At 40.2% G+C, this 24,736-nt stretch carries 16 protein-coding genes, 14 tRNA genes, 1 rRNA gene and 5 pseudogenes; 32 read left to right on the top strand and 4 right to left on the bottom strand.

Features of this window, described 5'->3' with window-relative positions; translation table 11 throughout:
• Window positions 1-14 precede the first annotated feature (14 nt).
• From rrf to PRIP_RS10565, 19 genes are all read left to right on the top strand, one after another.
• Window positions 15-130, top strand: a 5S ribosomal RNA gene (gene rrf / locus PRIP_RS10660).
• Window positions 131-139: 9 nt separating this feature from the next.
• Window positions 140-215: transfer RNA gene (locus PRIP_RS10655), tRNA-Asn, on the top strand.
• 4 nt (window positions 216-219) lie between these two features.
• Window positions 220-308, top strand: a tRNA-Ser gene (locus PRIP_RS10650).
• Between the two features lie 24 nt (window positions 309-332).
• Window positions 333-404: transfer RNA gene (locus PRIP_RS10645), tRNA-Glu, on the top strand.
• 27 nt (window positions 405-431) lie between these two features.
• Window positions 432-507 (top strand) — tRNA-Val (locus PRIP_RS10640).
• 12 nt (window positions 508-519) lie between these two features.
• Window positions 520-593, top strand: a tRNA-Met gene (locus PRIP_RS10635).
• A 23-nt stretch (window positions 594-616) separates the two neighbouring features.
• Window positions 617-692 (top strand) — tRNA-Asp (locus PRIP_RS10630).
• Window positions 693-699: 7 nt separating this feature from the next.
• Window positions 700-772: transfer RNA gene (locus PRIP_RS10625), tRNA-Phe, on the top strand.
• Between the two features lie 14 nt (window positions 773-786).
• Window positions 787-869: transfer RNA gene (locus PRIP_RS10620), tRNA-Tyr, on the top strand.
• An 11-nt stretch (window positions 870-880) separates the two neighbouring features.
• Window positions 881-954, top strand: a tRNA-Trp gene (locus PRIP_RS10615).
• A 26-nt stretch (window positions 955-980) separates the two neighbouring features.
• Window positions 981-1,056: transfer RNA gene (locus PRIP_RS10610), tRNA-His, on the top strand.
• 11 nt (window positions 1,057-1,067) lie between these two features.
• Window positions 1,068-1,139 (top strand) — tRNA-Gln (locus PRIP_RS10605).
• A gap of 5 nt (window positions 1,140-1,144) precedes the next feature.
• Window positions 1,145-1,216, top strand: a tRNA-Gly gene (locus tag PRIP_RS10600).
• A 14-nt stretch (window positions 1,217-1,230) separates the two neighbouring features.
• Window positions 1,231-1,304, top strand: a tRNA-Cys gene (locus PRIP_RS10595).
• Window positions 1,305-1,344: 40 nt separating this feature from the next.
• A tRNA-Leu gene (locus PRIP_RS10590) sits at window positions 1,345-1,428 on the top strand.
• Between the two features lie 655 nt (window positions 1,429-2,083).
• On the top strand, window positions 2,084-2,542 hold the full coding sequence (locus PRIP_RS10585) for an HTH domain-containing protein (protein WP_036101161.1): 459 nt from the start codon (window positions 2,084-2,086) through the stop codon (window positions 2,540-2,542).
• 204 nt (window positions 2,543-2,746) lie between these two features.
• Window positions 2,747-3,061, top strand: coding sequence for a hypothetical protein (locus PRIP_RS10580; RefSeq protein WP_036101160.1), 315 nt, complete (start codon window positions 2,747-2,749; stop codon window positions 3,059-3,061).
• Window positions 3,062-4,030: 969 nt separating this feature from the next.
• Window positions 4,031-4,243 carry a hypothetical protein gene (locus PRIP_RS10570; protein WP_036101158.1) on the top strand — a complete coding sequence of 71 codons (213 nt, stop codon included), beginning with the start codon at window positions 4,031-4,033 and terminating at the stop codon, window positions 4,241-4,243.
• Window positions 4,244-4,557: 314 nt separating this feature from the next.
• Window positions 4,558-5,544: a hypothetical protein gene (locus PRIP_RS10565; RefSeq protein WP_036101157.1), complete on the top strand. Its 987-nt coding sequence runs from the start codon at window positions 4,558-4,560 to the stop codon at window positions 5,542-5,544.
• Between the two features lie 357 nt (window positions 5,545-5,901).
• Here the strand turns inward: PRIP_RS10565 and PRIP_RS18265 are convergent.
• Window positions 5,902-5,999, bottom strand: a pseudogene (locus tag PRIP_RS18265) (IS200/IS605 family transposase); the annotation flags it as partial.
• Window positions 6,000-6,155: 156 nt separating this feature from the next.
• Between PRIP_RS18265 and PRIP_RS17005 the strand changes: the two are divergent.
• The 4 genes and pseudogenes from PRIP_RS17005 to PRIP_RS10545 all read left to right on the top strand — a co-directional run.
• Window positions 6,156-6,907, top strand: a pseudogene (locus PRIP_RS17005) (DeoR/GlpR family DNA-binding transcription regulator); the annotation flags it as partial.
• Window positions 6,908-7,819 carry a 1-phosphofructokinase gene (gene pfkB, locus PRIP_RS10555; RefSeq protein WP_036101163.1) on the top strand — a complete coding sequence of 304 codons (912 nt, stop codon included), beginning with the start codon at window positions 6,908-6,910 and terminating at the stop codon, window positions 7,817-7,819.
• Window positions 7,820-7,834: 15 nt separating this feature from the next.
• Window positions 7,835-9,706, top strand: coding sequence for a PTS fructose transporter subunit IIABC (locus PRIP_RS10550; protein ID WP_036101156.1), 1,872 nt, complete (start codon window positions 7,835-7,837; stop codon window positions 9,704-9,706).
• A gap of 102 nt (window positions 9,707-9,808) precedes the next feature.
• The gene (locus tag PRIP_RS10545) at window positions 9,809-10,159 is read left to right on the top strand and encodes a helix-turn-helix domain-containing protein (RefSeq protein ID WP_036101155.1); all 351 of its coding nucleotides are present in this window, start codon (window positions 9,809-9,811) and stop codon (window positions 10,157-10,159) included.
• Between the two features lie 56 nt (window positions 10,160-10,215).
• Here the strand turns inward: PRIP_RS10545 and PRIP_RS18260 are convergent.
• Window positions 10,216-10,853: pseudogene (locus PRIP_RS18260) on the bottom strand (competence protein ComK).
• Window positions 10,854-11,127: 274 nt separating this feature from the next.
• On the opposite strand from PRIP_RS18260, the gene PRIP_RS10535 reads away from it, so the two are divergent.
• The 6 genes and pseudogenes from PRIP_RS10535 (at window position 11,128) to PRIP_RS10510 (ending at window position 20,887) form a co-directional block, all read left to right on the top strand.
• Window positions 11,128-11,361: an IDEAL domain-containing protein gene (locus tag PRIP_RS10535; protein ID WP_036084056.1), complete on the top strand. Its 234-nt coding sequence runs from the start codon at window positions 11,128-11,130 to the stop codon at window positions 11,359-11,361.
• A gap of 159 nt (window positions 11,362-11,520) precedes the next feature.
• Window positions 11,521-14,984: pseudogene (gene addB / locus PRIP_RS10530) on the top strand (helicase-exonuclease AddAB subunit AddB).
• Complete coding sequence (addA, locus tag PRIP_RS10525) at window positions 14,981-18,700, top strand: helicase-exonuclease AddAB subunit AddA (protein ID WP_036101154.1); 3,720 nt, start codon at window positions 14,981-14,983, stop codon at window positions 18,698-18,700. Before addB ends, addA begins: the two are co-directional and overlap by 4 nt.
• A gap of 1 nt (window position 18,701) precedes the next feature.
• On the top strand, window positions 18,702-19,562 hold the full coding sequence (locus tag PRIP_RS10520) for a fumarylacetoacetate hydrolase family protein (protein ID WP_036101153.1): 861 nt from the start codon (window positions 18,702-18,704) through the stop codon (window positions 19,560-19,562).
• 25 nt (window positions 19,563-19,587) lie between these two features.
• Complete coding sequence (locus tag PRIP_RS10515; RefSeq protein ID WP_036101152.1) at window positions 19,588-19,947, top strand: YisL family protein; 360 nt, start codon at window positions 19,588-19,590, stop codon at window positions 19,945-19,947.
• Window positions 19,948-19,981: 34 nt separating this feature from the next.
• On the top strand, window positions 19,982-20,887 hold the full coding sequence (locus PRIP_RS10510) for a YitT family protein (protein WP_036101162.1): 906 nt from the start codon (window positions 19,982-19,984) through the stop codon (window positions 20,885-20,887).
• A gap of 156 nt (window positions 20,888-21,043) precedes the next feature.
• Here PRIP_RS10510 and PRIP_RS10505 read toward each other — a convergent pair.
• Window positions 21,044-21,854: pseudogene (locus PRIP_RS10505) on the bottom strand (Cof-type HAD-IIB family hydrolase).
• Between the two features lie 174 nt (window positions 21,855-22,028).
• Between PRIP_RS10505 and yjfP the strand changes: the two are divergent.
• A complete protein-coding gene (gene yjfP, locus PRIP_RS10500) occupies window positions 22,029-22,781 on the top strand; it encodes an esterase (RefSeq protein WP_036101151.1) in 753 nt (250 codons plus the stop codon).
• A 61-nt stretch (window positions 22,782-22,842) separates the two neighbouring features.
• On the top strand, window positions 22,843-23,151 hold the full coding sequence (locus PRIP_RS10495; RefSeq protein WP_036084071.1) for a metal-sulfur cluster assembly factor: 309 nt from the start codon (window positions 22,843-22,845) through the stop codon (window positions 23,149-23,151).
• A 62-nt stretch (window positions 23,152-23,213) separates the two neighbouring features.
• Here the strand turns inward: PRIP_RS10495 and PRIP_RS10490 are convergent, their stop codons facing one another.
• A complete protein-coding gene (locus PRIP_RS10490; RefSeq protein WP_036101150.1) occupies window positions 23,214-23,567 on the bottom strand; it encodes a PTS lactose/cellobiose transporter subunit IIA in 354 nt (117 codons plus the stop codon).
• Window positions 23,568-23,718: 151 nt separating this feature from the next.
• On the opposite strand from PRIP_RS10490, the gene PRIP_RS10485 reads away from it, so the two are divergent.
• Complete coding sequence (locus tag PRIP_RS10485; RefSeq protein ID WP_036101149.1) at window positions 23,719-23,916, top strand: hypothetical protein; 198 nt, start codon at window positions 23,719-23,721, stop codon at window positions 23,914-23,916.
• Window positions 23,917-24,736: the final 820 nt, after the last annotated feature.

The raw sequence follows: 24,736 nt of genomic DNA, 5'->3' as shown, positions 1-24,736 counted from the left end.
TTCGAATCACATTGTCTGGTGATGATGGCGAAGAGGTCACACCCGTTCCCATCCCGAACACGGAAGTTAAGCTTTTCAGCGCCGATGGTAGTAGGGGGCTTCCCCCTGTGAGAGTAGGTCGTCGCCGGGCAATGATTATTCCACAGTAGCTCAGTTGGTAGAGCAATCGGCTGTTAACCGATCGGTCGCAAGTTCGAGTCTTGCCTGTGGAGCCATTATGGAGAGCTGTCCGAGTGGCCGAAGGAGCACGATTGGAAATCGTGTAGGCGGTGAAAGCTGTCTCAAGGGTTCAAATCCCTTGCTCTCCGTTCTCTATGATGCATTATTTTTATGGCCCGTTGGTCAAGCGGTTAAGACACCGCCCTTTCACGGCGGTAACACGGGTTCGAATCCCGTACGGGTCACTTTTTAGGTTTTATTTTGAAATATGTGGGGGCTTAGCTCAGCTGGGAGAGCATCTGCCTTACAAGCAGAGGGTCAGCGGTTCGATCCCGTTAGCCCCCACCATTATATTGTTGTCGCGGGGTGGAGCAGTCTGGTAGCTCGTCGGGCTCATAACCCGAAGGTCGCAGGTTCAAATCCTGTCCCCGCAATTGTGACTTTTTATTATTTTTGTGGTTCCGTGGTGTAGGGGTTAACATGCCTGCCTGTCACGCAGGAGATCGCGGGTTCAAATCCCGTCGGGACCGCCATTTTTAAGGCTTGGTAGCTCAGTTGGTAGAGCACTTGATTGAAGCTCAAGGTGTCGGCAGTTCGATTCTGTCCCAAGCCACCTTAAGTTTATATGGAGGGGTAGCGAAGTGGCTAAACGCGGCGGACTGTAAATCCGCTCCTTCGGGTTCGGCAGTTCGAATCTGCCCCCTCCACCATTTTTTGTTATAGGGGCATAGTTTAAAGGTAGAACTAAGGTCTCCAAAACCTTCAGTGTGGGTTCGATTCCTACTGCCCCTGCCAAGAAAATATGGGGAAATTAAATAATGGCGGATGTGGCGAAGTGGTTAACGCACCTGATTGTGGTTCAGGCACTCGTGGGTTCGATTCCCATCATCCGCCCCATTTTTATACAGTGGGCTATCGCCAAGCGGTAAGGCAACGGATTTTGATTCCGTCATGCGTTGGTTCGAATCCAGCTAGCCCAGTTTTTGCGGAAGTAGTTCAGTGGTAGAACATCACCTTGCCAAGGTGGGGGTCGCGGGTTCGAACCCCGTCTTCCGCTTCTTTATTAAATGTGGCGCCATAGCCAAGTGGTAAGGCAGAGGTCTGCAAAACCTTTATCACCGGTTCAAATCCGGTTGGCGCCTCCATTGAAATTTATTAAAGAATGCATTATAATGATTATATTATGCCGGCGTGGCGGAATTGGCAGACGCGCTGGACTCAAAATCCAGTGATCTCACGATCGTGCCGGTTCGACCCCGGCCGCCGGTATCCAAGTAACCCCAACACTTTTTAAGGTGCTGGGGTTTTTGTTAATTGCAGTAATAATAGTATCTATACTCTTATTTACTGACCCATTTCAAATATGAACCACTTGGTATTGATGTTCCAACACCTGTTGTTGATGTAACGCTACCTGATAAAGTAGCTCTATAGATATGTCCTTTTAATTTGGCTACTTTAACTTTTCCTTTTTGTCCAGAAATCATGTAGGGTATACTTACGCTGAAACCTGAGGTTAAATCAGTTACGAATATTGTACCAAAAAATGCTTTGAATTTAGCTCCATTTATCATAGAGACTGTGTATGAAATTTCATTTGTTGTAGGATTGACAGAAAAATTAACATTAGCAATTTTTTTAGGCGCTCTTAGTAAGCTAAATGTTTCCTGATTTTCTGTTGTAAATTGCTCGACAAATGGTGAATCATATGGTATGGCTTGGTCGTTTGATGTTATTTGTGTGTCAGGTGTTTCTATTGTGTTTTATTGAGCATAAGTTGCTGTGCTAAAAGTCAGCGAAAGCAGTACTGCCAAGAATAGAGTAAGATTTTTTTCATGTTTTTCCCTTCTTCCTTTTAATGTTCTTTAGTTTACGTTATCATTATGCTAGATGATGTTAAAAAATAAAAGGAAGAAGGGAAATCATGTCTGATTTTGTATTAAATACACATACAGGAGAAAATAATAATGTTAATTTTAGAGCAGAAATCTTGAATGCAATTAGGTCTTTTGAAATATCGCAAGAGCAACTTTCTGGGTTATTGAGCGTATCATCGGAAAAGTTGGAGAAAATACTAAATAATGAAGATGTACATTTGGACTTGAGTGAAGAAAGACTGATAGATTACCGTATATCATTTTTATCAGAGGGCTTTTCCATTGTCGAACCGTTAGCAAGGTTGAGGATGATTATCGATTCAGTATTGATAGATAGGTATAGTTTTTCGCATGAAAGTTTAGCAAAGTACTCAAATGTACCATTTGAAGTATTTGAACATTTTTATAATGGTGGGGATGTAGAGAAAAAATACTTAGTAAATATATGTGTTCATTTACAGATGCTTGTATTCGTTTTAACTAATAATCCAAATAATAACGATTAAAAAATGTCTATGCGTATAATTATGTAGATAAAACACGATATTTACTGGAACTATGTCTTTTTTTTGAATATTTGGCTATTTTTCTAAATAATAGGCACGGATAGAAGAGTCTAGTATAGACGTCATTGGAATATAAATCTATAATATTCTTATAGATTTACTTATGGAAGTGGTTCTAAATAAAGAGAGAAAAGGGGCAGGGTTATGAACAAGAAAAATGTAAAATTGGCAGTTCCTATAAAGCCTGCATCCTTAGCATTTGCGTCTGTTGCACCAGCTGTCGTGATTCATGCGGAGGATAATTCTAGTACAACGGAGGTAAGTCCTCCAGTTTTAGCGACATTAACGGATGTAGAAGTATTAGTATCAAATAACTACGTTGCATTAGTTAAAGAAAATGTGAATCAACAATTGGCTGGTATTAAGCAGGATGGCTCTGTTGTAGCTTCTGCTGTAGCTCCAAAATGGTTTGATTATAATTATGATGCTGCATTTGCATTTAAATGGGGTTGGCGATGAAAAGAAAGATAATTGGTATATCATGCATTGTCATTTTATTGGCCGTACTAGTGATTTTTTGGCAATATATCGGTTATAATATAAGTGATATTTTTTACAGATATTTCGTCAATATTATAAGTTTGGGTATCTTTATGCTAATAGTACAGCGAATTATATCGTATATAAAAAAATGATTGTTCTATTTATTTGATACACTCTCCATAAAGTAGATACTAAGAAAAATAAAAATTCTAGTATTTATTTTAAGAGAGTTGTTTTTTTTGTATGATTATGTATGAGTTGTACTATTTAAATTACTAAAATATATCTTTTCTGCAATATAATATCTACATCGTTGAGATCGCTTACTTGACATAGTGAAAGTATGTTTTCAAGAATGTTTGGAAAACATACTAAAATGAAGAGGTAATTGAAATGAAAAAAAGTGTTTATTACAGTTAGTCTCGTTTTTGTATTATCACTTAGTTTTGTAGGAGCCGAATCTGTTACCAATTCGTAAGTTGCTGAAGTAAGTATCTATAAAGGATATAACTACAGCCAGGCATATACTAGGCAAATTCAGCATGCGATTAATAACTTCAAACGACAATACCCTACAGGATATGTTAGCTATGGATGGTTGGCTGAAGATGGCCTTTATGGAAATTGCACGGGACAAGCAGTTTCTCAATTTCAACACACTTTCAGAGGGCAACTGAGCGTGGACAATCTCTGTGGCCCAAAAAACATGGTCTATTCTGAAAAATTATTATTAGCGATTCATAAACACTGTACTATTTTAGAGACTAAATAGATAGATGATTAGTAATTTTCGAAGAATGGATGAGCGTGAGTGGGAGGCGAATTGTTCACAAAATTGTGATAAAAAAGGATTAGAAACAAAAAATAGAAGAAATTAACGGTCATTGAAACATGGTATGCTAAATAAGGACTAAACATCTGATAGAAAAAAGGAGGGAACACAACATGTTAAAAAAGGGGATTATGTCTGGGGCTATATATACTGCTAGACATTGGTTGTTGGTATATTCAGGGGGGGAGGCGCAGGTACATGCGAACACGATGGAAAACTATCGTACTTTGTTTCCGGACATCGTGTTAGCGCAAGAGGTATATCGCACGATTCATCCAGAAATCGAAGAGGAAGAAGAAATAGATTTAAATGGCTCGGTAGCATAAGAGATTACTGGAAGTAAATTTTTCTTGACATCAGGTAGTGATGGTAACTTTAATATTGAAATGTCTAATTCGAGAGTAATCGAACAAGCCCGGGCTTTATTGCATCAGCTACCAATTAATGAGAACCATCATAGTAGATTTAAAGATGTCTAGGCAAGCTTGCTTGTGAATGCAAATTTCGCAAATTATGAAATGTCCTATTTACTCGAAGTTGCTACTTCTACTATATTTACATTCAGCGTATGATTATCTACAGTCTTATATGTGTGATAAACTACATTTATAATATATATTCTAAAGGAGTTATAAACGAAATGAATGATTTTAATTTCGAAAAAAATATAGAGAAAATGATTAAGCCGATTGATGTAGGTACTATTCATTTTATTCAATCATATTCTAAGTTAATGAGTCCTAAGTTGCAGTATAAGTTAATGAGTAAAGGTGCTAAGAAAAATCCGTACATGGGATTTGTGGTTGAACCTTATAGTTTTTTTCTTTGCTATACGCTAAAAGATTTAGAATGGGCAAAACGGTTGATTCCTGATGACTACAAACTTATTAAAACAAAAATATTTGAAAATGATGAACCAAATTATTACTGTATTTTCGGATCGTTTAATGTTCACTCAAGTGCATTTTGGGGAACACGTATGGAATTTTATATCATTGCCGAAAATACTAAAACAGGATTACTGAGTTGGCTTATCATTGATTATGATACTAATACTGTGAGCTTCGATAAAATGAACGGTTTGAGCGGAGGAAATACCAATACTTGTGTTTTAACTACTAATTATGATGGAGAAATAGTTGTTGACATTAGGAACGATAAGAAAAGAAGAAATTTAGTTTTAAGTGGAAAAATTAATCGTGGTAAAGAAGAGAAATTGCATCAAAGATTATGGTTAGAAGGAAATTTATCTGTTGGCTACGGAAAAGAAATATCTGGTAATAGAGCTGAAACGTTTGGAATGATTTTTAGTCATAAAGAAGTTGAAAGAGCGAATAAGATTTTAAATAAAGATATTAATATACAAGAGAACACCTGGTATGACGGTTTATTTGATAAAGAGCCCAAAAATATTGTGTGTTTTCCTTTTGCACAGCATTATTTATCAGATAGCCCAGGTTATTTTAGTAATATAATGAACAAACAACAACTAAGTGATGCTGTGACTAATATAGATTTTGATACGATTCCAAGTTACTCCAGTAGCGCTATTAAAAAATCATTCAAAATCGGACAAATTATCTCCGTTCTCATCATAATAGTGTTATTAATATTATTAGCAGTTTAAATAAAAAAACGATTTAAATGCAAGTGAAAATAGGAAGTGTAAATAAGCAGCGACCTGTATACTGGAACATTCATAGGCTAATGAGGCCATTTCTCGGTCAATGATACTTCTAAGCATTACGTGTATAAGTATCTATAAAAAACAACATACCTGAGATATAGTTAATATCTCGCCAAGGTCTGGAACAAATCCTCATGCCAGCTTTCGTTGACACCAATCATAGTAAGTAGCCACCTGTGTGTGAAAGGGTGGCTTTTTTTATTAGACTTAGAAGGGCTTAATAATCGCTTGGCCCCTCAAGGGAAGCCCTTCTAAGTGAGCGCCAACTGCTTCTAAGCAGCTGATGTTGACCAATTTTTATGTTTTGAATGGGTCCACGTATTCTCGTTTGCTTATACTGGCCTTAATCTGGTCCTCTGCTTCTTGTACTCTTTTATATACTCCTGGATAGTTTTTTTTGATGCAGTCCTACATTGGCATATTAAAACAGAATTACTTGATGGGATTTTTTTAGGTTCTTTGTATTTCTGGAGAATTAATGCTTTTTGAAAGAAAATGATTGTTTTTGATTGAAAATGATGTTATTATATTAGTGTGTAGGAGGGAACAATATGTTGAATGCGGATAGACATAACTTGATAATTGATCTTTTGAAGCGCCGTGGTAGTGTTAAATTGAAAGATTTAACGGAGCTAGTAGATTCTTCAGAGTCAACGATACGACGTGATTTGGCAGAGCTAGAAGAGAAGGGTTTATTAAAACGTGTGCATGGTGGCGCAATATTAACGCAAGCGCGCACGATTGAAATGAGCATGATGGAAAAATCATTCAAAAACGTTCAAAGAAAAAAAAAGAGATTGCGAAATTGGCGGCCTCGTTGGTTAAGGACGGAGATTGTATTTACTTAGATGCTGGGTCGACCACATTTGAGATGATTGATTTCTTAATTGGACGTGATGTGACGGTCGTTACGAATGGTTTGATGCATGTAGAGGAATTGGTTAGCTTAGATTTGAATGCATATATATTAGGCGGGAAAATGAAAGCGAAAACAAAAGCGGTGATTGGTGGAATTGCAATAGCGAACATTGAGAATTATCGATTTGATAAAGCCTTTATTGGTGCGAATGGAATACATTTGAAGGATGGTTATACGACGCCAGATATGGAAGAAGCTTTATTGAAACGTAAAGCTGTAGAACTGGCAGATGAGGCTTTTGTTATAGCAGACAATTCGAAGATGCACCATAGTCATTTTGCTAAAATGTTTGATTTGGAAGAAGTCACACTGATTACGGATTATATAAATGTTGAAGAAAAAGAGATATGGATGAAAAAAATTGATGTTTTGGAGGCAAAAAAAATGATCTATACAATAACGCTAAATCCATCTGTGGATTATATTGTAGAATTAGATAATCTTGAGCTAGGTGAACTGAATAGGATGGGAAACAGCGTGAAATTGCCAGGTGGAAAAGGCGTGAATGTTTCACGTATTTTGAATCAGTTGCAATCAGATAATTGTGCGCTGGGCTTTCTAGGTGGCTTCACAGGGAGGTTCATTCAGGATTGGCTTGCGCATGAAGGCAGTAAGAGTGCGTTTACACAGATTGCTGATGATACACGAATCAATATTAAATTGAAACACGGAGTAGAAACAGAGATTAATAGCATGGGGCCAAATATAACTCCCGCAGAGATTGCTCATTTTTTTGAAAGTTTTGATGTGATGGAGGCAGGAGATATTGCGATTCTTTCGGGTAGTATTCCGCCGTCGCTGGGAAGTGATTTCTACAACCGTATTATTGCAAAATGTGAATCTCTGGATGTGGAGTTTATTATTGATACGACGGGAGCGAGCTTACTTGATACGCTTGCTAGAGAACCGTTTTTGATAAAACCGAATCATCATGAACTGGCAGACTTGTTTGAGGTAAGTTTTTCGAGTGTGGAAGATATTATTCCTTACGGGAAGAAATGTCTGGAACTGGGAGCGAAACATGTGATTGTCTCAATGGCTGGTGATGGTGCCTTGTTATTCGTTGGAGACAAGGTGTATCAATCGAGTACACCTAAAGGCTCTGTAAAAAATTCAGTTGGTGCTGGGGATTCAATGGTTGCGGGTTTCGTTGGAACTTATGAAAAAAGTAATGATGTGCTGGAATCATTTCGGGTGGCTGTGGCTACAGGTAGTGCGACAGCATTCTCAACAGATTTAGCGACATATGATGCTATTCAAAAATTGATTCCAGAAGTGGAAATCACAGAATTATAATTGGAGGGTTACATGATGAAAATCACGGATATTTTAAGTCAAGAGACAATGATTCTTTCGCTGAAGGCAACATCAAAAGAAGCTGCGATCGATGAAATGATTGCCAAACTTGCTGATGAAGGTAAGATCAATGATGTCTCGCTATTTAAATCAGAAATTATGAAACGAGAACAAGAAAGCTCGACGGGAATTGGTGATGGAATTGCAATGCCTCATGCGAAAACAAAGGCGGTAAATACTCCGACTGTTGTTTTTGCAAAAAGTGAATCGGGCTTAGATTATGATTCTTTAGATGGTCAACCGGCTCATTTATTCTTCATGATTGCGGCAACCGACGGCGCGAATCAGACGCATTTAGAAACGCTTGCGGCGCTTTCTCGATTATTGATTCATCCTGATTTTGTTGCCAAACTACGTAATGCCAAAACAACGCAAGAAGTGTTGGATTTGTTTGATCAAGAGCAAGGAGCAGCAGAAGCTGAGCAAGGTACTACTTCACAGAATAATGAGGCGCCGTTTGTTGTAGCGGTTACAGCTTGTCCGACTGGAATTGCGCATACGTACATGGCTGAAGATGCATTGAAAAACAAAGCAAAAGAAATGGGTGTAGACATTCGAGTAGAAACGAATGGCTCGGATGGGGCTAAAAATAAACTTACGGCTGATGAGATTGAACGAGCTAGCGGTGTCATCGTTGCGGCAGATAAAAAAGTCGAAATGGCTCGTTTTGATGGTAAGCATGTCCTAGAAACGCCGGTAAGTGATGGTATTAGAAAGCCAGAAGAGCTTATTAATAAGGCAATTGCGCAAGAGGCACCAGTGTATCACCATAGCGGTGAAAAAGACAGTGAAGCATCGGATGGCAAGCGTGTCTCTATTGGTAGCCGTATCTATAAAGATTTAATGAATGGTATTTCTCATATGTTGCCGTTTGTTGTCGGTGGTGGTATTTTACTTGCCTTTTCATTCCTTTTAGAGCAATATTTCCCGCATGCTAAAACACTGACGGATATGCTTGGAGCCATTAGTGGTGGTCAAACTGGGGCATTTATGTTCCTTATTCCGATTCTTTCAGGCTTCATTGCGATGAGTATCGCTGATCGTCCTGGTTTAATGCCTGGTATGGTTGGTGGGTTACTTGCTACAACATCCAACGCTGGGTTCTTGGGTGGCTTACTTGCTGGTTTCTTAGCAGGTTATGTGGTTCTTGGATTAAAAGTATTATTCTCAAAAATGCCAAAAACATTAGAGGGCTTGAAGCCAATTCTAATTTATCCGGTGTTAGGCTTGCTTATTACTGGTGGGTTAATGTACTTAATATTTGATCCGATATTTGCTAATATTAATACATTCTTAGTAGACCAATTACAATCGCTTGGAACGGCTAATGCGGTTATCCTAGGGACTGTACTTGGTGGTATGATGGCGATTGATATGGGTGGACCATTCAATAAAGCTGCTTATACATTTGCAATTGGTGTATTCACGACAACAGGGAATACAGATGGTGCTTTTATGGCTGCAGTTATGGCAGGTGGTATGGTGCCGCCGCTAGCAATTGCGATGGCAACAACCATATTTAAAAAGAAATTCACGTCTGATGAACGTCAAGCGGGATTAACGAACTATGTTTTAGGGCTTTCTTTTATAACAGAAGGGGCAATTCCTTTTGCAGCGGCTGATCCACTACGAGTTATTACATCGTGTGTCATAGGCTCAGCAATTGCTGGGGGTCTGACACAATTCTGGCATATCAATGTCCCTGCGCCTCACGGTGGTATTTTCGTAGTCGGATTAGCAAATCATGCGATTCTGTTCTTACTGGCTATTTTAATCGGAACAGTTATTTCAGGGCTTTTATACGGATTCTGGAAAAAAGAAATATAAAGAAAGAAGCTGCTCTAGCGATAGGGCAGTTTTTTGCTGTGGGTCGAAATAATTGCTATTCATTGCTATAATGAGAGTAGCGAAAAAGAAAGGGGTGTAGGTATGGATTTTGGAGAAAAATTAGTATCATTACGAAAAAAGCATCGATTAACGCAAAAGGAGTTAGCTGAAAAGATTGGTGTAACATCTTCAACGGTTAGCAAATATGAGAACGATAACCACAGACCGCCTATATTTATCCTTGCCAAGTTAGCGGATGAGCTTGGTACTACAACAGATTTCTTATTGGATGATGTTGCAGGGCTTCGCGAGAAAAACTCAGTAAATGCCTTCCCTTTAATCGGAAATCCAGAGCTAGAGAAATGGTATTTAGAATTGCCATACTCTTATTCAGAAGAAGAACTCTTACTTTTAAAAAGAATTTCAGAAGCTTTGGGAAATAAAAACGTATAAGAAATTTTTTAGAAGAGGACAGTCACTAACCGGAGAAATGGTGACTGTCCTTTGCTTTATTTATCTTTCTTATTTCGGGGATCCTCTTCGATTTGGCTAAAATCTAGCAAACTATCATCTGAGTCATTCGTTTCACTAATGTTATACGGTGCTCTATTCTCAGCGGCCAACGGAGTGGGTGGAAACAGAAGATTAGAATATGGATATTCCGTCTCCATACTGCGCATCTTTTGTGAGAATTTCATATGTAGCATCGAAACTCTGGCCATCTGATTATTAAATGTAGAGAAAGAAACGGATATTTTTTATTTTTTTGTTTATTATTAAAACGTATGGTTGTGCAGTTATAATGCGAATCATAGTATTCTGAAATGTGCTGTGGAAAAATCCAAATACAGTCATCTCTTCCAGCCGATGTTGTTGGGAAAGCATACATACTACTAGTTGGATCTACCATGATTGGTGGCTTGTGAGTAACACCTGTGAGGTATCGTGTACCTTCTCGTCTACCGTCATAACTTGAGCCGAAATATTGGCAACTTGTTTTAATTAGAAATAATGGGGTAAAACTAGATATACGATGATCGTTTAATTCAAAAATCTCTGAGTGAACTCCCGTTTTGGTTTTTAAAGGTAAGATTATCATGGTATGAGGGTTAATCTCATACACTGGCGTTTTCAGTTTCTTCGACATTTCTACAACTCCCTTATATATGTGTATATGTAACTGCTTCTTAGCTAAAAGTGTTGAATTCCCCGGTCTAATCTTATTGAAAGCTAAGGTACAAATTACAAAAGTAAAGCCGCCTGTCAGTTATTTGTAATATTTTCTACCTAGATTATAGCATAGCTAGTTCTTGAAGTCACTATTTTTTCTAAAAATTCTATTTTTATTAGGATTGTAACTTTTTAACCCCTTATTTCTTATTTTTAAGCAGTTATAAAAAATTATGAAGGAGTGAGCAGTCATGGAAATGCGAGATTTTTCAAGTTCATTAGTTAATCAAGTTGGAGTTCTTAAAGGAGAAAAAGAGTTAATGAATACTTTCATTGAATGCTACATGACGATGCTCCTTGACGAACATCGAATTCAGCAGCTAAAAGATGAAATTGATGTAGCTTTAGATAACCAAGACAAAGAACAATTTTATCTTCTAACAGAGAAATTGAATGATATGCAGCTAGCGATGTTGCATCTATAACATAGCTTCAATTAGGAAACTAGGGTCTTCTGGGCTCTAGTTTTTTATTTGTGGTTTGTTTGGTGCTAAAGTGATAGACTAAAAAGAGATATAATAGTGGTCGACTTGAGAAATATGTGTTATGATATTAAAAAAGAACGTATGTTCGGTGGTGGAGAGATGGCTTTACAATTTATTTTAGGGCGCGCAGGTACTGGGAAAACTAAGCGGGTCATGGATTTATTAGAGGAACGGATAAACGATGGGACGAACTGCATTTTGTTAGTGCCTGATCAGATGACGTTGCAAGCGGAAACGGTATTTTTTGGACGTGAGCGTGTTGCTGGTTTGTTAGAGACGCAGATTTTTAGCTTCAGTAGGTTAGCTTGGCGTGTTTTGCAGGAAAGTGGTGGGTTGGCTCGAACATTTTTAACAGATTCGGGATTGGAAATGATAATTCGCAAAATCTTGATTGAAAAACAAGAGGATTTGCGTTTATTTGGTCGTGCTGCTTCTAAGAAAGGCTTTATTAAGGAGCTGGAGCATGTTTTTAAAGAGATGAAGCAGTGTTGTATTGAGACGGAGAGTTTACGTGGATTTGAGGGACAAGGCACTATTGATTTGGACCATAAAATGGCGGATATTTCGTTGTTGCTTGATGCATATGAGGATATGTTACGTGGTAAATATTTGGAAACGGAGGATTATTTGCGTTTATTGGTAGATGCGATTAAGTCGAGTTCGTTTCTGAGAGAGAGCGAAATTTTTATTGATGGTTTTTATGAATTTTCGCCGCAGGAATATGCTGTGTTTGGTGAGTTGGTTAGAGTTTGTAGGAAAGTGACGATTGCACTTACTGTGGATAGGGCTTATCAAATGGGTGAGTTGCATGAGTATCGCTTGTTTCAGATGACTGGGACGACGTATACGAAATTGAAGGAATTGGCGATAGGCAGATGTGATGTGTTGCCTGATGTTATATTGAAAGATAGCAAGCGATTCCAACATGGGGAATTAGCTTATTTGGAGCGGACTTGGGCAACGCTTTCTAATGATACGTTTGATGGGGAAGTGACTCATTTTGCAATCGATGAGGCGAGTAATCGAAGGGCTGAGATAGATGGGATTGCAAGGCGGATTCGACAGTTGGCTGGGGATGGATATCGTTATCGGGATATGGCTGTTTTGATTAGAAATATTGACATGTATGAGTCGGTTTTGCGGGCTTCTTTTGAGGCAAATGAAGTGCCTTATTTCCTTGATGTAAAGCGAACGATGGCGAATCATCCGATGGTTGAATTTATTCGTTCTAGTCTGGATATTATTCGGACCAACTGGCAATATGAAGCTGTTTTTCAGGCGATTCGGACGGAGTTTTTCTTTCCGTTGAATGTTCGAAGTAATGTGTATCGCGGGAAAGTTGATGTTTTTGAGAATTATGTTTTGGAAAATGGTATTTATAATAAGCGTCGCTGGATGGATAAAAAGCCGTGGGTTTATCGGAAAATTCGTGGTTTGGATTTGAAACAAGGTGTGCAGACAGATGAGGAAAAAGAAGTTGAGACGGTTGTCAATGAAGTGAAAGAGCAGATTAAGCGTCCATTAGTGCGCCTTGAGAAGGGGTTGAAGGGTGCGAAGACGGGGTTGATTTAGCGAGCGTTTTATTCCATTTTATGATGGATACACATGTGGATGAGCGATTGAATACGTGGCGTAAAAATGCGGAAGATGCTGGAGAATTGGAGCTTGCAAGGGAGCATGAACAGGCATGGAAGTCTGTAATTGGTTTGTTGGATGAATTTGTGGAAGTGATGGGTGACGATGAGGTAACATTGGACGTTTTCTTTGATGTTGTGAATACGGGGCTTGATGCACTGGATTTCTCATTATTACCACCTTCACTTGACCAATTAGTTGTGACGGATATGGAGAATTCGCGCTTACTTAATAAGAAGGTTATTTTTGCAGTGGGTATTAATGACGGTGTTTTGCCAATGAGGAAACAGGATTCTGGGATTTTGTCTGATGAGGACCGAGAACGATTGAATCAATTGGGGATTGCTGTGAGACCCAGTGGGAAGCAGATGCTTTCTAGTGAGGAATTTTTGGCCTATCGCTTATTTACATTGGCTTCAGATAAATTATTTATTAGTTTTCCAAATGCGGATGAGAATGGGAAGGAATTGTCGGAGTCTAGTTATATCAGACGGTTGGAAGCTGGTTTTCCGAAGCTTGTGCGCGGGCTTTATTTAAGTGACCCTTCGTTGCTAACAGACGAGGAGCAGGCGATGTATATTTCAGCACCTAATGCTTCAATTGGTTACTTGACCGCGCAGTTGCAAATGAAGAAGAAGGGATATGCGATGTCGTCGGTTTGGTGGGATGCGTATACGTTCTTTCTTTCTAATGGGCAATGGAAAGGGAAGGCTTCACGAATACTAGAAAGCCTGTTTTATCAAAATAAAGCGCAAAACATTTCGGGAGAGGCTGCTACTGCTTTATTTGGGGAAAATGTGCATGCGAGCGTATCGCGGATGGAGCGCTTTTATAGTTGCCACTTCCAGCACTTTGCGCAACATGGATTGAAATTAGAGGAACGGGCTCATTTCCAATTGCAATCGGTGGATATTGGTGAGATTTTTCATGGGGCGATGGAATGGATTTCAGCAGAGTTGCATCAACGTAATTTGGAGTGGGGTGAGCTTTCGATGGAGCAGTGCATAGAGATGGCAGGGCTCGCGATGAAATACTTGGCGCCAAAATTGCAGCATGAGATTTTACTTAGTACGAAACGATTAGAGTATATTGAGTACAAGTTGTTGAATATTATTATCCGTGCAACGCGAGTGTTGAATGAGCAGGCGAAAATTAGTCAGTTTAAACCAGTAGGGTTGGAAGTTGATTTTGGCTTGAAGGGGGATATTCCACCTTTGACGTTGCCGTTAAATGGTGGGCGTGAGCTTGTTTTGCAAGGACGAATTGATCGGATTGATGAGGCGCAGAAGGATGCGCGGACGTTTTTGCGGATTATTGATTATAAGTCGAGTGCGCATGATTTGCCGATGACGGAAGTGTATTATGGTCTGGCGTTGCAAATGTTGACGTATTTGGATATTGTAGTTGAGAATTCGGCCAAGTTGATAGGTAAGGTAGCGGAACCTGCAGGTGTGCTTTATTTCCATATGCATAATCCACTTGTGAATGCGGAGAAAGAAATGACGGACACGGAGCTTGAGAAGGAACTTTTGAAGAGTTTTCGGATGAAAGGGCTTGTACTGGACGATGTTTTGGCGGTTTCGCTGATGGATGTGGAGCTTGAGGCTGGCAAGACGTCAACGGTTATTCCAACGGGGCTTAAAAAGGATGGCAATTTTAGTGCGCATTCTGCTACGGCAACGAAGGCTGAGTTTGATACGATGCGACAATATGTAAGGCAACAATATGTGAAGGCAGGGAATAAGATTATTGATGGGGAAGTGGCAATTAATCCTTATAAATTGAAGGATAGGACGCCTTGTCAGTTGTGCCCGTTTCGTTCAGTTTGCCAGTTTGATGCGTCGCTTGCAAGCAATCAGTATAGGAAGCTTGAGAATCAGAATCGAGCAGATGTTTTAATGAAAATGAGAGAGGAGGGGCAAGAATGAAGCGTGAAATTCCAGCAAAACCAGCGAATGTGACGTGGACAGATGACCAGTGGAAGGCGATTCATGCGAGTGGTCAGAACGTGTTAGTAGCTGCAGCAGCAGGATCAGGGAAAACGGCGGTGCTTGTTAATCGGGTTATTGAGAAAGTGATGAGTTCGGAAGCGCCGCTAGATATTGATGAATTGCTTATTGTGACATTTACGAATGCATCTGCGGCGGAGATGAAGGCCCGTATTGGGAAAGCGGTAGAGAATGCGCTGTTGGTAAATGAGTCTTCGAATCATTTGAAACGCCAGATTGCGCTTTTGAATTATGCTTCAATTTCGACGCTCCACTCTTTTTGTTTAGATGTGATTAAGAAATATTATTATTTGGCGGATATTGATCCTGAGTTTCGGCTGATTGAGCCAATTGAAAGTTCGATGGTTCGGGATGAGGTGATGGATCAGATGTTGGAGGAACACTACGGAAATGTGGAGAATGTGCCGTTTTTTGAATTAGTGGATACTTTTTCGGGGGATCGATCGGATGATGATGTTGGGCAGGTAATTGGAGCGTTGTATGATTTTTCGAGGGCGCATCCGGAACCAGAAAAGTGGCTAGATGCGATTGTTGCTAATTATGATGTTAGTACGATTCGTGATGTGACAGAGTTGCCGTTTTATGCGATTATTTATAAGCAGTTGTCGATGACTTTGCGACAAGCAGATCAATTTTTGACGTATGCGATTTTTTTATGTGGGGAAACGGCTGGGCCGGAGCCTTATTTGGTGACGCTGGAGAATGATTTGATGCAAGTGCAGCAGGTGATGGCGGGACTGGATGGTAGTTGGGAAGAGGTCGCTGCGGTTTGGAAGGCTGTGAAATTTCAGCGGATTGCTACGCTTAAAAATAAGGAATTGTATGATGAGGTATTGGTAAGCCAAGTGAAGAAGTTGCGGGATCAGGCAAAGAAGGCGATAGCTGATGCGGAAAGTGAATGGTTTTCAAGAAATGGTGAGAATTATTTACTGGATTTAGAGAAAATGAAGCCGACGATTGGAACACTAGTTGCGCTTGCAAAGGAATTTTCAATTCGTTTTTATCAAGAAAAAGTAGCGCGTGGGATGTTGGACTTTAATGATTTGGAACATTTGGCTTTACGGGTTTTGCGAGATGCGGATGGTGTCCCTTCTAACGCGGCTCTTGGGTATCGTGAGCAGTTTAAAGAGGTATTGATTGATGAGTATCAGGATACGAATATGGTGCAGGAGCAGATTCTAGCTTTGGTTACGAAAGATTCGGAAGTGGACGGGAATTTGTTTATGGTTGGTGATGTGAAGCAGTCGATTTATCGTTTTCGTTTAGCGGAGCCGGGATTGTTTTTGGCTAAGTATCAGCGCTATACGGGAGATGGTGATGGGACTGGCTTGCGCATTGATTTGTCGCAGAACTTTAGGAGTCGTGCGGATGTGCTAGATACGACAAACTTTATTTTTAGGCAGTTGATGGATGCTGAGGTTGGGGAAGTTGCTTATGATAAGCAGGCAGAGCTTGTTTTAGGGGCGAATTTTCCGAAATCGGATAGTTCTGAGACGGAACTGGTTTTGATTGATATGGAGCAGGAGGACAAGTCTGAGGACACTGATGAACTTGCGCCGGAGCAGTTACAAAAGCGGCAGGCGGAGGCACGATATATTGCGAAAAGGATTGCGTCGCTAATTCAGGAGAAGACGCCGGTTTTTGATAAGGGGACGAAGGAATATCGGCCAATGGAGTATCGGGATATTGTTATTTTGTCGCGGGCGCTTACGAGTGCGCCGGATATTGAGGATGCGATGAAAGAGTGGGGTATTCCATTTTATGCGAATAATAATTCGGGATACTTTGAGGCGACTGAGGTTGCGATTATGGTTTCTTTACTCAAAATCATTGATAATCCGTATCAGGATATTCCGCTAGCTTCTGTTTTACGCTCGCCGATTATTGGTTTGGACGAGGATGCTTTGGCTAGGATTCGAGCTGTTGGGAAAAATAAGCCGTATTTTGAAGCTTTGGAGAGGTATGCGGAGTCACAAAGTGATGCTTTAGCGACCCGACTGGATGTTTTTTTGAAGCAGTTGAGTGGTTGGCGTGAATTGTCGATGCGAGAGAATTTGGCGGATTTGATTGCACGTATTTTTCGGGAGACTTATTTTTATGATTTTGTTGGTGGATTGCCTGGTGGGAAGCAACGTCAGGCGAATTTACGAGCGTTGTTAGATCGAGCGAACCAGTATGAGAAGACGGCTTTTCGTGGTTTATTCCGCTTTATTCGCTTTGTGGAGAAATTGCAAGTGAAAGGACAGGATTTAGGGACTGCAAAGACATTGGGCGAAAAAGAAGATGTTGTGCGGATGATGACGATTCATGCAAGCAAGGGACTGGAATTTCCAGTTGTGTTCTTATCGGGATTGGATCGTAAGTTTAATATGCGCGATATTTATAATAAATATTTGTTTGATAAGGACTTTGGCTTTGCGACGCGGTATAATGATCCAGTGAAGCGGCTTGTTTATCCATCAATTATGCAGCAGGCTATCAAGTACAAGAAGGTTGCGGAGATGATGGCTGAGGAGATGCGGGTGTTGTATGTCGCGCTGACTCGTGCTGAAGAAAAGTTAATTCTAGTCGGTACGGTTCCAAGTCTTGAGAAGGTGACGAAGGAATGGGAGCAGAACATAATGCAAAAGGACTGGATGTTACCAGCAAGTACGCGATATCAGGCGAAAACGTACTTGCAATGGATTGGTAGTACTTTGGTGAGACATCCGGCTTATTTGGAACAGATGGGTACTGGGAGAGAAACGGCTGGTTTTGCTTTGGAGACAGATATGCGTTTGGTTATTGCCAAACATCATTGGCGGGAATTGATTGCTGTCGATGTTGCGGATAAGAAGGATTCGGATTGGCTTAGTATCGTGCAACGTGGGGATAGTGCGCCGGAGCAGACGCCGTTTTATGAAGAAATTCAGAAGCGTTTAGGATTTCAATATGGTTTTGCGGAAGCGATGAATATTAGGTCTAAGCAGTCTGTGACGGAAGTGAAACGCCAATTTTCTGTGGCGGATAGTTTTAGTGATACGCGGTTTACGAGGAATGCGCAGCCTGTTTCGCTCGAGCGACCTAAGTTTTTGCAAGCGAAGAGAATGACGGCGACGGAGCGTGGGACGGCAATGCATACGGTGATGCAGGCGATACCTTTAGGTGAAAAGCCGACGCGAGAAAGTATTGTGAAATTATTGGATGATTTGCTTGTGCGTGAGGTTTTGAGTGAGAGCCAGCTGGAAGTGATAGAGATTGAGCCGATTTTGGCGTTTTTTGACACGGAACTGGGTGAGTTAATGTTGGCCAATTCTGGGAGTACGAGGCGTGAAGTGCCGTTTAGTTATCAGATTCCAGCGCAACGATTACACAAGGAAGTAAGTACAGAGGAGCAAGTGATTGTTCAGGGAATGATTGATGTCCTGATAGATTTAGGCGGGGAACTTGTCATTATTGATTACAAAACAGACCAGATTACGAATAAATTTGAGAACGGCTGGCATACTGGAGAGGCAATTTTGAAGAAACGGTATCAGGTGCAGATGGATATGTACCGAGAAGCTGTTGAAAAAATTACAGGTAGACAAGTGCGTCATATTTATTTATACTTTTTTGATGGGGACTATGTTTGTGAACTGACAGGGGGAAGATAAAATGAAATGGATTGCTTTTAAAGTTGGTGGCAGGGAGTCTTTTGGAATTGTAAAGGGAGATAAGATTATTGATATTAGCGCGTTTTTTGTAGAGTCAGAGTGTCCGAAGAGTCTGGTGGAACTCATTTCTGAACCAGAAAAATTGGAACATATCACGAATCAACAAGAGACAATGAATGGCTCGATTTCCTTGAAAGATGTGCAGTTTTTGCCAGCAATTATGCCACCTAATAATGTGTTGGCTATAGGAAAAAATTATCGAAAACATGTGCTGGAGATGGGGAGTGCTGCGGATATTCCTGAGGCAATTATGATTTTTACAAAGAGTCGAAATACGTTGGTTGGAAATCGTGGACAGATTCCATTGCATGCGGAAGTGACGCGTGAGTTGGATTATGAAGGGGAACTCGCGGTAGTTATTGGAAAGCAGGTAACGAATGCGACGGAAGACGCAGCGATGGATGCCATATTTGGTTATACGATTATTAATGATGTGACAGCGCGTGATTTGCAAGGGAAGCACAAGCAGTTTTATATTGCGAAGAGTTTAGATGGGACTTGCCCAATTGGCCCCTATGTGGTTACGAAGGATGAGATTCCTAGTCCGAGTGAGTTGCGAATTCAAACATTTGTGAATGAGGAGCTGCGTCAGGATGGGAAACTGGACCAGATGATTTTTTCGATTGCGACGATTATCGTAGAGCTTTCGAAGGGGCACACGCTTGTGCCAGGTGATGTGATTGCAACAGGCACGCCGGATGGAGTTGGAAAAGGGATGAATCCGCCCAATTTTTTACGAGCTGGGGATACAGTTTCGGTGACGATTGAAGGTATTGGAACACTCGAGAACCAGGTAATGTAGAATAAAGAGAAATGGGGAATTAAGTATGTGGTCATATGTTCATTTAATTTCGTGGGTTGGTATTGTTGTTTTCACGCTGGTCGCGATGGTAATTTATAAGAAATCAGCAAAAGTTTTTACAATAATGCAGATGTGTAATCGTGTGCTGTATATCACGGTTATTTTGAGTGGTATTATGATGATGAAGTATAGCTTTAGCGATCATGTGGTAGTATCGATTTTTAAAATATTGTTAGGCATTGCGACGATTGGTGTTGTTGAGATGCTGCTAAGTTATCGCAAAAAGCAGAAGCCGTCGATATTATTTTTATGGTTATTTATTATTTGTGTGATTGCAACGGTGAGTGTCGGTTTTTATTTATCGGGAGGAAGGCCGTTGTTTTAAGTCGCCGTAATTAGTGAGAAAGTGGGAAAGTGGATTGAATCAGCGACAAGTGTATATTGAGGGTACGAAAAAGTTTTTTATTGCTATTCTGGCGGCGTTATTAAATGCGATTGGGATGAATTTCTTCTTAATTCCAGCGCATGTTTATGCGAGCGGCTTGACTGGTGTGGCACAGTTGACGTCGGATTTATTGCAGGACGGGATTGGTGTGTCGCTGTCAACGGGGATGCTGGTTTTGCTACTGAATATTCCGGTTGCGATACTGGGTTGGTTTAAAGTTGGCCGGGCGTTTACGGTATTTAGTTTTGTAACGGTTGCCTTTATGTCATTATTTTTGATTGTTATACCGGTGCAGGAAGTATCGTCGGATATTTTGTTGAATGCGATTTTTGGTGGTGTGATAGCATCAGTGGGGATTGGTTTGGCGCTGAAATTTGGGATTTCTTCGGGTGGACTAGACATTATCGCGATGTATATTACGATTAAAACAGGGCGTTCTTTCGGTAAATATTTCTTGATAATGAATGGCGTGATTATTTTTATTGCTGGATTTACATATGAATGGACGTTTGCGCTGTACACGTTAATTTCGTTGTATGTATCTAGCCGCGTGATTGACACGATTCACACGAGACACCAGAAGTTAACTGCGATGATCATGACGCAAAATCAAGAGGAAGTTATTAAGGGAATTCAGGATAATATGTTCCGAGGGATTACTGTAGTGGAGGCGCTGGGCGCATATTCGAGGGAAAGTGTGACAATGCTTGTCATTGTTATCACGCGATATGAGTTGTACGATTTGACACATGTTGTACAAGCTGTTGACCCGAAATGTTTTATTAATGTTGTGGAGACATCGAGTGTATTTGGGGATTTTCGTTCGGAGGCAGATCAGAAAATGGCGATGGAAATGTATAAAACGAGGATGTACCAGTAGGTCTTATTTAGGTTTTTTAGTCGAAGCTCTGATAAGTGCCCAAACAGCAGTGAAGCCAATCAACCAAGCGATAATGATGATAATTATGAGCATAGTTTGTACACATCCTTTCCAAATTAAAAAGCTGGCTCATAGAGATAATGGTCCAGCTTTTTCCTATATACCCAAGTTTTCTTCTAGGTAAATGGCGATACCATCATCTTCATTTGAAAGTGTAATTGTATTTGCTATGTTTTTAAGTGGTGTAATGGCGTTACCCATTGCTACGCCAACGCCAGCATAGTCCAACATTTCCATGTCGTTGTCTTCATCACCAAAGGCAATGATGTTTTTTCGATCAATTCCGAGATACTGACTAGCTGCTTGAATGCCAATGGCTTTGTGAACGCCTAGCTTTGTCATCTCCATTGCGGGCCATTCTGCGCCCCAGTTACGGTAAGTGACAATGTTAGAAAGCCGTGAATCCATATGGTTGCTTACCTCTTTTAATATTTCATGACTGGCGAAAAAAAGAAGAGATGTTGGGTCTGTTTTGATAGTATCACGCAAATCGCCGATAAAAACATTGTTTTTACCTTGATGAAACATATCAGGGACGCTATTATTTCGTTCGCGTAAGAATACGTTGTCCTGTACTTCTGCTGCGATATTGTCTAACAGATAGTTTGTTGAGAAATCGAGCAGTTCGTGTGCTGTTTTTTAAATCAATGGCTTGATGATAAGCCTCGCTGAATTGTGTGTTTAGTGGATGATGAAACACAGCACCGTTGAAATTAACAATTGGTGTATGAAGTCCTAACTCGTGGTAATACATGTGACTCATACGGTAAGGCCTACCAGTTGCAATCATGACTTCATGGCCTTTTTTCTGTGCATTGGCTAATGCTTTTTTCGTACGATTTGAAATCGTTTGGTCTTTTTTTAGAGTAGTGCCATCTAAATCGAGAACGATTAATTTTTTTGTCATAGGGGTTCTCCTTATTTTTTTGTAATTCGTATATCTAGTACCGCTTTTAATAACGTGTTAGAATAAGTGATGTACTTCTTTACTGTACCTCTTAATGATAGACGTTCCGAGCTATTTTGTAAACGCCTAGAGCTTATGAAATATTAATAAACCATATAGGAATGGGGTCTCTCAATGATTCAGGTAGAACATAAATGGATAAAAGAAATTCCGGTGTTACATATTTTTGATGAAACGCATGCGTCAGAGCAATTGCCTACTGTCTTTTTTTATCATGGTTTTCAATCACAGAAAGAGCTTTATTTGTCATACGGATATTTATTGGCACAGCGAGGCATGCGGGTTATACTACCTGATGCGGCGATGCATGGGGAGCTTCGGGGCGCAGAGTCAGAGACGGAGCAGGCAATTTATTTTTGGGATATCGTTCGTGGGAATATTGATGAACTGCCACAACTAGTGGATGCGTTGAACGAGAAAGGTCTGGTGGACATGTCACGGTTAGGTGTGGGCGGTTTTTCGATGGGGGCCATTACGAGCTATGGTACCCTTATGAAATATGACTGGCTAAAAATAGGTGTTTGCCTTGCGGGAAGTTCTTATTATGAGCATTTTGCGCGAGTGCTTGCTGATGGCGTTTTGAAACAAGGAGTTGAGTTTCCTTATGATGTGAACGAGCGAATTCGTGAGCTGGCACCATATGATTTGAGTGCTCAACCAACTAAATTGAAGAATCGTCCGCTAATGATGTGGCATGGAAAAGAAGATGATGTTGTACCATTTGCTTATAGCGAGAAGTTGTACGAAGCCTTAGTAGAAGAAAATATGTCTGATAATGTTGCTTTCATGGTCGATGAGAAGGCAAAACATAAAATTACAATCGAGGGTATTCTGGCTGCGGTTGGATTTTTAGAGGAAAAATTATAATGAAAACAATTCTCAATTGTGGTACAATAAATTTAGGAAATCAAAAGGAGGCAGCTACTTCATGGATGCAGAACTAAAAGAAAATTTGATGGGTGCGTTAGAACAAGTAATTGACCCGGAGCTAGGTATTGATATTGTAAATATTGGGCTAGTGTATGATGTGGATTTGGATGAAGATGGGCTTTGTACGGTAACGATGACATTGACGACGATGGGATGCCCGCTTGCTGGGATTTTAACAGATCAAGTTCGTGTGGCGATGTCTGATATTCCAGAAGTTAAAGATACAAAAGTGGATCTTGTATGGACGCCAGCTTGGACGAAAGACCGGATGTCACGTTATGCAAAGATTGCTTTAGGCATACGATAAAAAAAGATACGTGGTGGCTTGGCGCAAAATTATGCGGCTAGTTTACCGTCGTATCTTTTTTACTAGATATTTTGCTTTTCAAGTCTCGCAATGCGGGCTTCTAATTCACTTTGTTTCTCATATTGGCGAACGATTTGCTTCGCTAAATTCAGCTCGGCTTGCGCAGTCATCAAGTGGTCTTGACCATGTACGAGCAAAATTGATGGCGTTAAGCCACCTTTAGAGCCACGACGATTCACAAATTTGGTCTGCCAGGCATGACCTTCTAAAAATTGAACTTCCGCCTTTTGTAAATGTGCAGTTGCTTCTTCAAATTGATAATTATGCGCTGCGTCAATTGCGGCATAAGCTTCTTTGCGCGCGTTTCCGCCATGAAGAATTAATTTAACAACGGCTTCTTCTGCATGAATATCCATTTTTCTACCCCCATTCCGATTCTCTTTTATTGTAGCAAAGCGTGCGAGGAATTGCTATTATATTCATTGACTCGGACCGTGGTATGATGACGCAAGCAGGTCATCCGCGTTATAATAAACCTGTTAAAGCATGAGGAATGGGGGATTTATTATGGAAGAGCGCTTATATGATCTTGAGGACAAAGTACAAGATTTAGAGCTAGAGGTATTGGAACTACGCCGCCAAGTCAGCGATTTAGAACAAAGAAAACCAGAAAAGGTACACGGGGGTAATTGGACTTGGGGAATATGGGCGTTGATTCCAATCGTAGCAATTATTTGTAATATGATTATAAAACTAGTAGACTAGAGTTACAGACAGATTCCCCATCTTTTATTTTCTGGGGAATTTTTTTTGTGAGTATGTGTTCGGCCTTGCATTTATTAAGATGTGTCTAAAAGGGGCATATTTCAGCTTATATAACAGGCATTTGATAAGATAAGCTGTCTCATACACTAAAAATAGTGCAAATATGAAAAAGTTAGTCACAAAAATTACACAGTTTGTTCCCTTGCTTTTTTCGCCGAAGAAAAGTAAAATATATATATACCTTGTACGTGATGGAAATTCTTATTCTGACAAAAGGATACAAATGGATTGTTTTCTTTTGTGGGGATAAGACCCTATCATGGTTATAATGGAGTTCGGTGTATCCATCTTCCAAATGGTGAGTAGTAATATTTATCATATGATTTCGCACCGATAACCATTATTTGTTTTCATTCATCTCATTTGCCATGTAGTTTTCGTTTGTGCCTCATCCCGTTAAGCATAAACAACCGAACATGATGGCGTGCCCAGTCCTAGTGACTGGGCTTTTTTGTTGGGAGCGTTCGAACAAAGTGAGTTACGCTCCCAATATAAGCGTGAGCGAAGCGATGGGTTAATCCATAAAAAGAGGCAATGTTTTCGAAGTCTCCATCTGAAAGAGAAGCCATAGCCTATCGCTCTCCACCATGTCATAGTGAATGTTTTTTAGAAGCGTTCGAACAAAGTGAGTTACGCTCCCAATATAAGCGTGAGCGAAGCGATGGGTTAATCCATAAAAAGAGGCAATGTTTTCGAAGTCTCCATCTGAAAGAGAAGCCATAGCCTATCGCTCTCCACCATGTCATAGTGAATGTTTTTT

Origin of the sequence: Paenilisteria riparia FSL S10-1204 (assembly GCF_000525995.1) — a bacterium.
Taxonomy (GTDB): domain Bacteria; phylum Bacillota; class Bacilli; order Lactobacillales; family Listeriaceae; genus Listeria_A; species Listeria_A riparia.
The sequence above is the reverse complement of the archived record's forward strand: the minus strand, read 5'-3'. Positions and strand labels throughout refer to the sequence as shown.

Excerpts from the sequence above, each read along its gene's own strand:
- PRIP_RS10585 (WP_036101161.1), top strand. The coding sequence starts at position 2,084 with ATGTCTGATTTTGTATTAAATACACATACAGGAGAAAATAATAATGTT.
- PRIP_RS10580 (WP_036101160.1), top strand. The coding sequence starts at position 2,747 with ATGAACAAGAAAAATGTAAAATTGGCAGTTCCTATAAAGCCTGCATCC.
- PRIP_RS10570 (WP_036101158.1), top strand. The coding sequence starts at position 4,031 with ATGTTAAAAAAGGGGATTATGTCTGGGGCTATATATACTGCTAGACAT.
- PRIP_RS10565 (WP_036101157.1), top strand. The coding sequence starts at position 4,558 with ATGAATGATTTTAATTTCGAAAAAAATATAGAGAAAATGATTAAGCCG.
- pfkB (WP_036101163.1), top strand. The coding sequence starts at position 6,908 with ATGATCTATACAATAACGCTAAATCCATCTGTGGATTATATTGTAGAA.
- PRIP_RS10550 (WP_036101156.1), top strand. The coding sequence starts at position 7,835 with ATGAAAATCACGGATATTTTAAGTCAAGAGACAATGATTCTTTCGCTG.
- PRIP_RS10545 (WP_036101155.1), top strand. The coding sequence starts at position 9,809 with ATGGATTTTGGAGAAAAATTAGTATCATTACGAAAAAAGCATCGATTA.
- PRIP_RS10535 (WP_036084056.1), top strand. The coding sequence starts at position 11,128 with ATGGAAATGCGAGATTTTTCAAGTTCATTAGTTAATCAAGTTGGAGTT.
- addA (WP_036101154.1), top strand. The coding sequence starts at position 14,981 with ATGAAGCGTGAAATTCCAGCAAAACCAGCGAATGTGACGTGGACAGAT.
- PRIP_RS10520 (WP_036101153.1), top strand. The coding sequence starts at position 18,702 with ATGAAATGGATTGCTTTTAAAGTTGGTGGCAGGGAGTCTTTTGGAATT.
- PRIP_RS10515 (WP_036101152.1), top strand. The coding sequence starts at position 19,588 with ATGTGGTCATATGTTCATTTAATTTCGTGGGTTGGTATTGTTGTTTTC.
- yjfP (WP_036101151.1), top strand. The coding sequence starts at position 22,029 with ATGATTCAGGTAGAACATAAATGGATAAAAGAAATTCCGGTGTTACAT.
- PRIP_RS10495 (WP_036084071.1), top strand. The coding sequence starts at position 22,843 with ATGGATGCAGAACTAAAAGAAAATTTGATGGGTGCGTTAGAACAAGTA.
- PRIP_RS10490 (WP_036101150.1), bottom strand. The coding sequence starts at position 23,567 with ATGGATATTCATGCAGAAGAAGCCGTTGTTAAATTAATTCTTCATGGC.
- PRIP_RS10485 (WP_036101149.1), top strand. The coding sequence starts at position 23,719 with ATGGAAGAGCGCTTATATGATCTTGAGGACAAAGTACAAGATTTAGAG.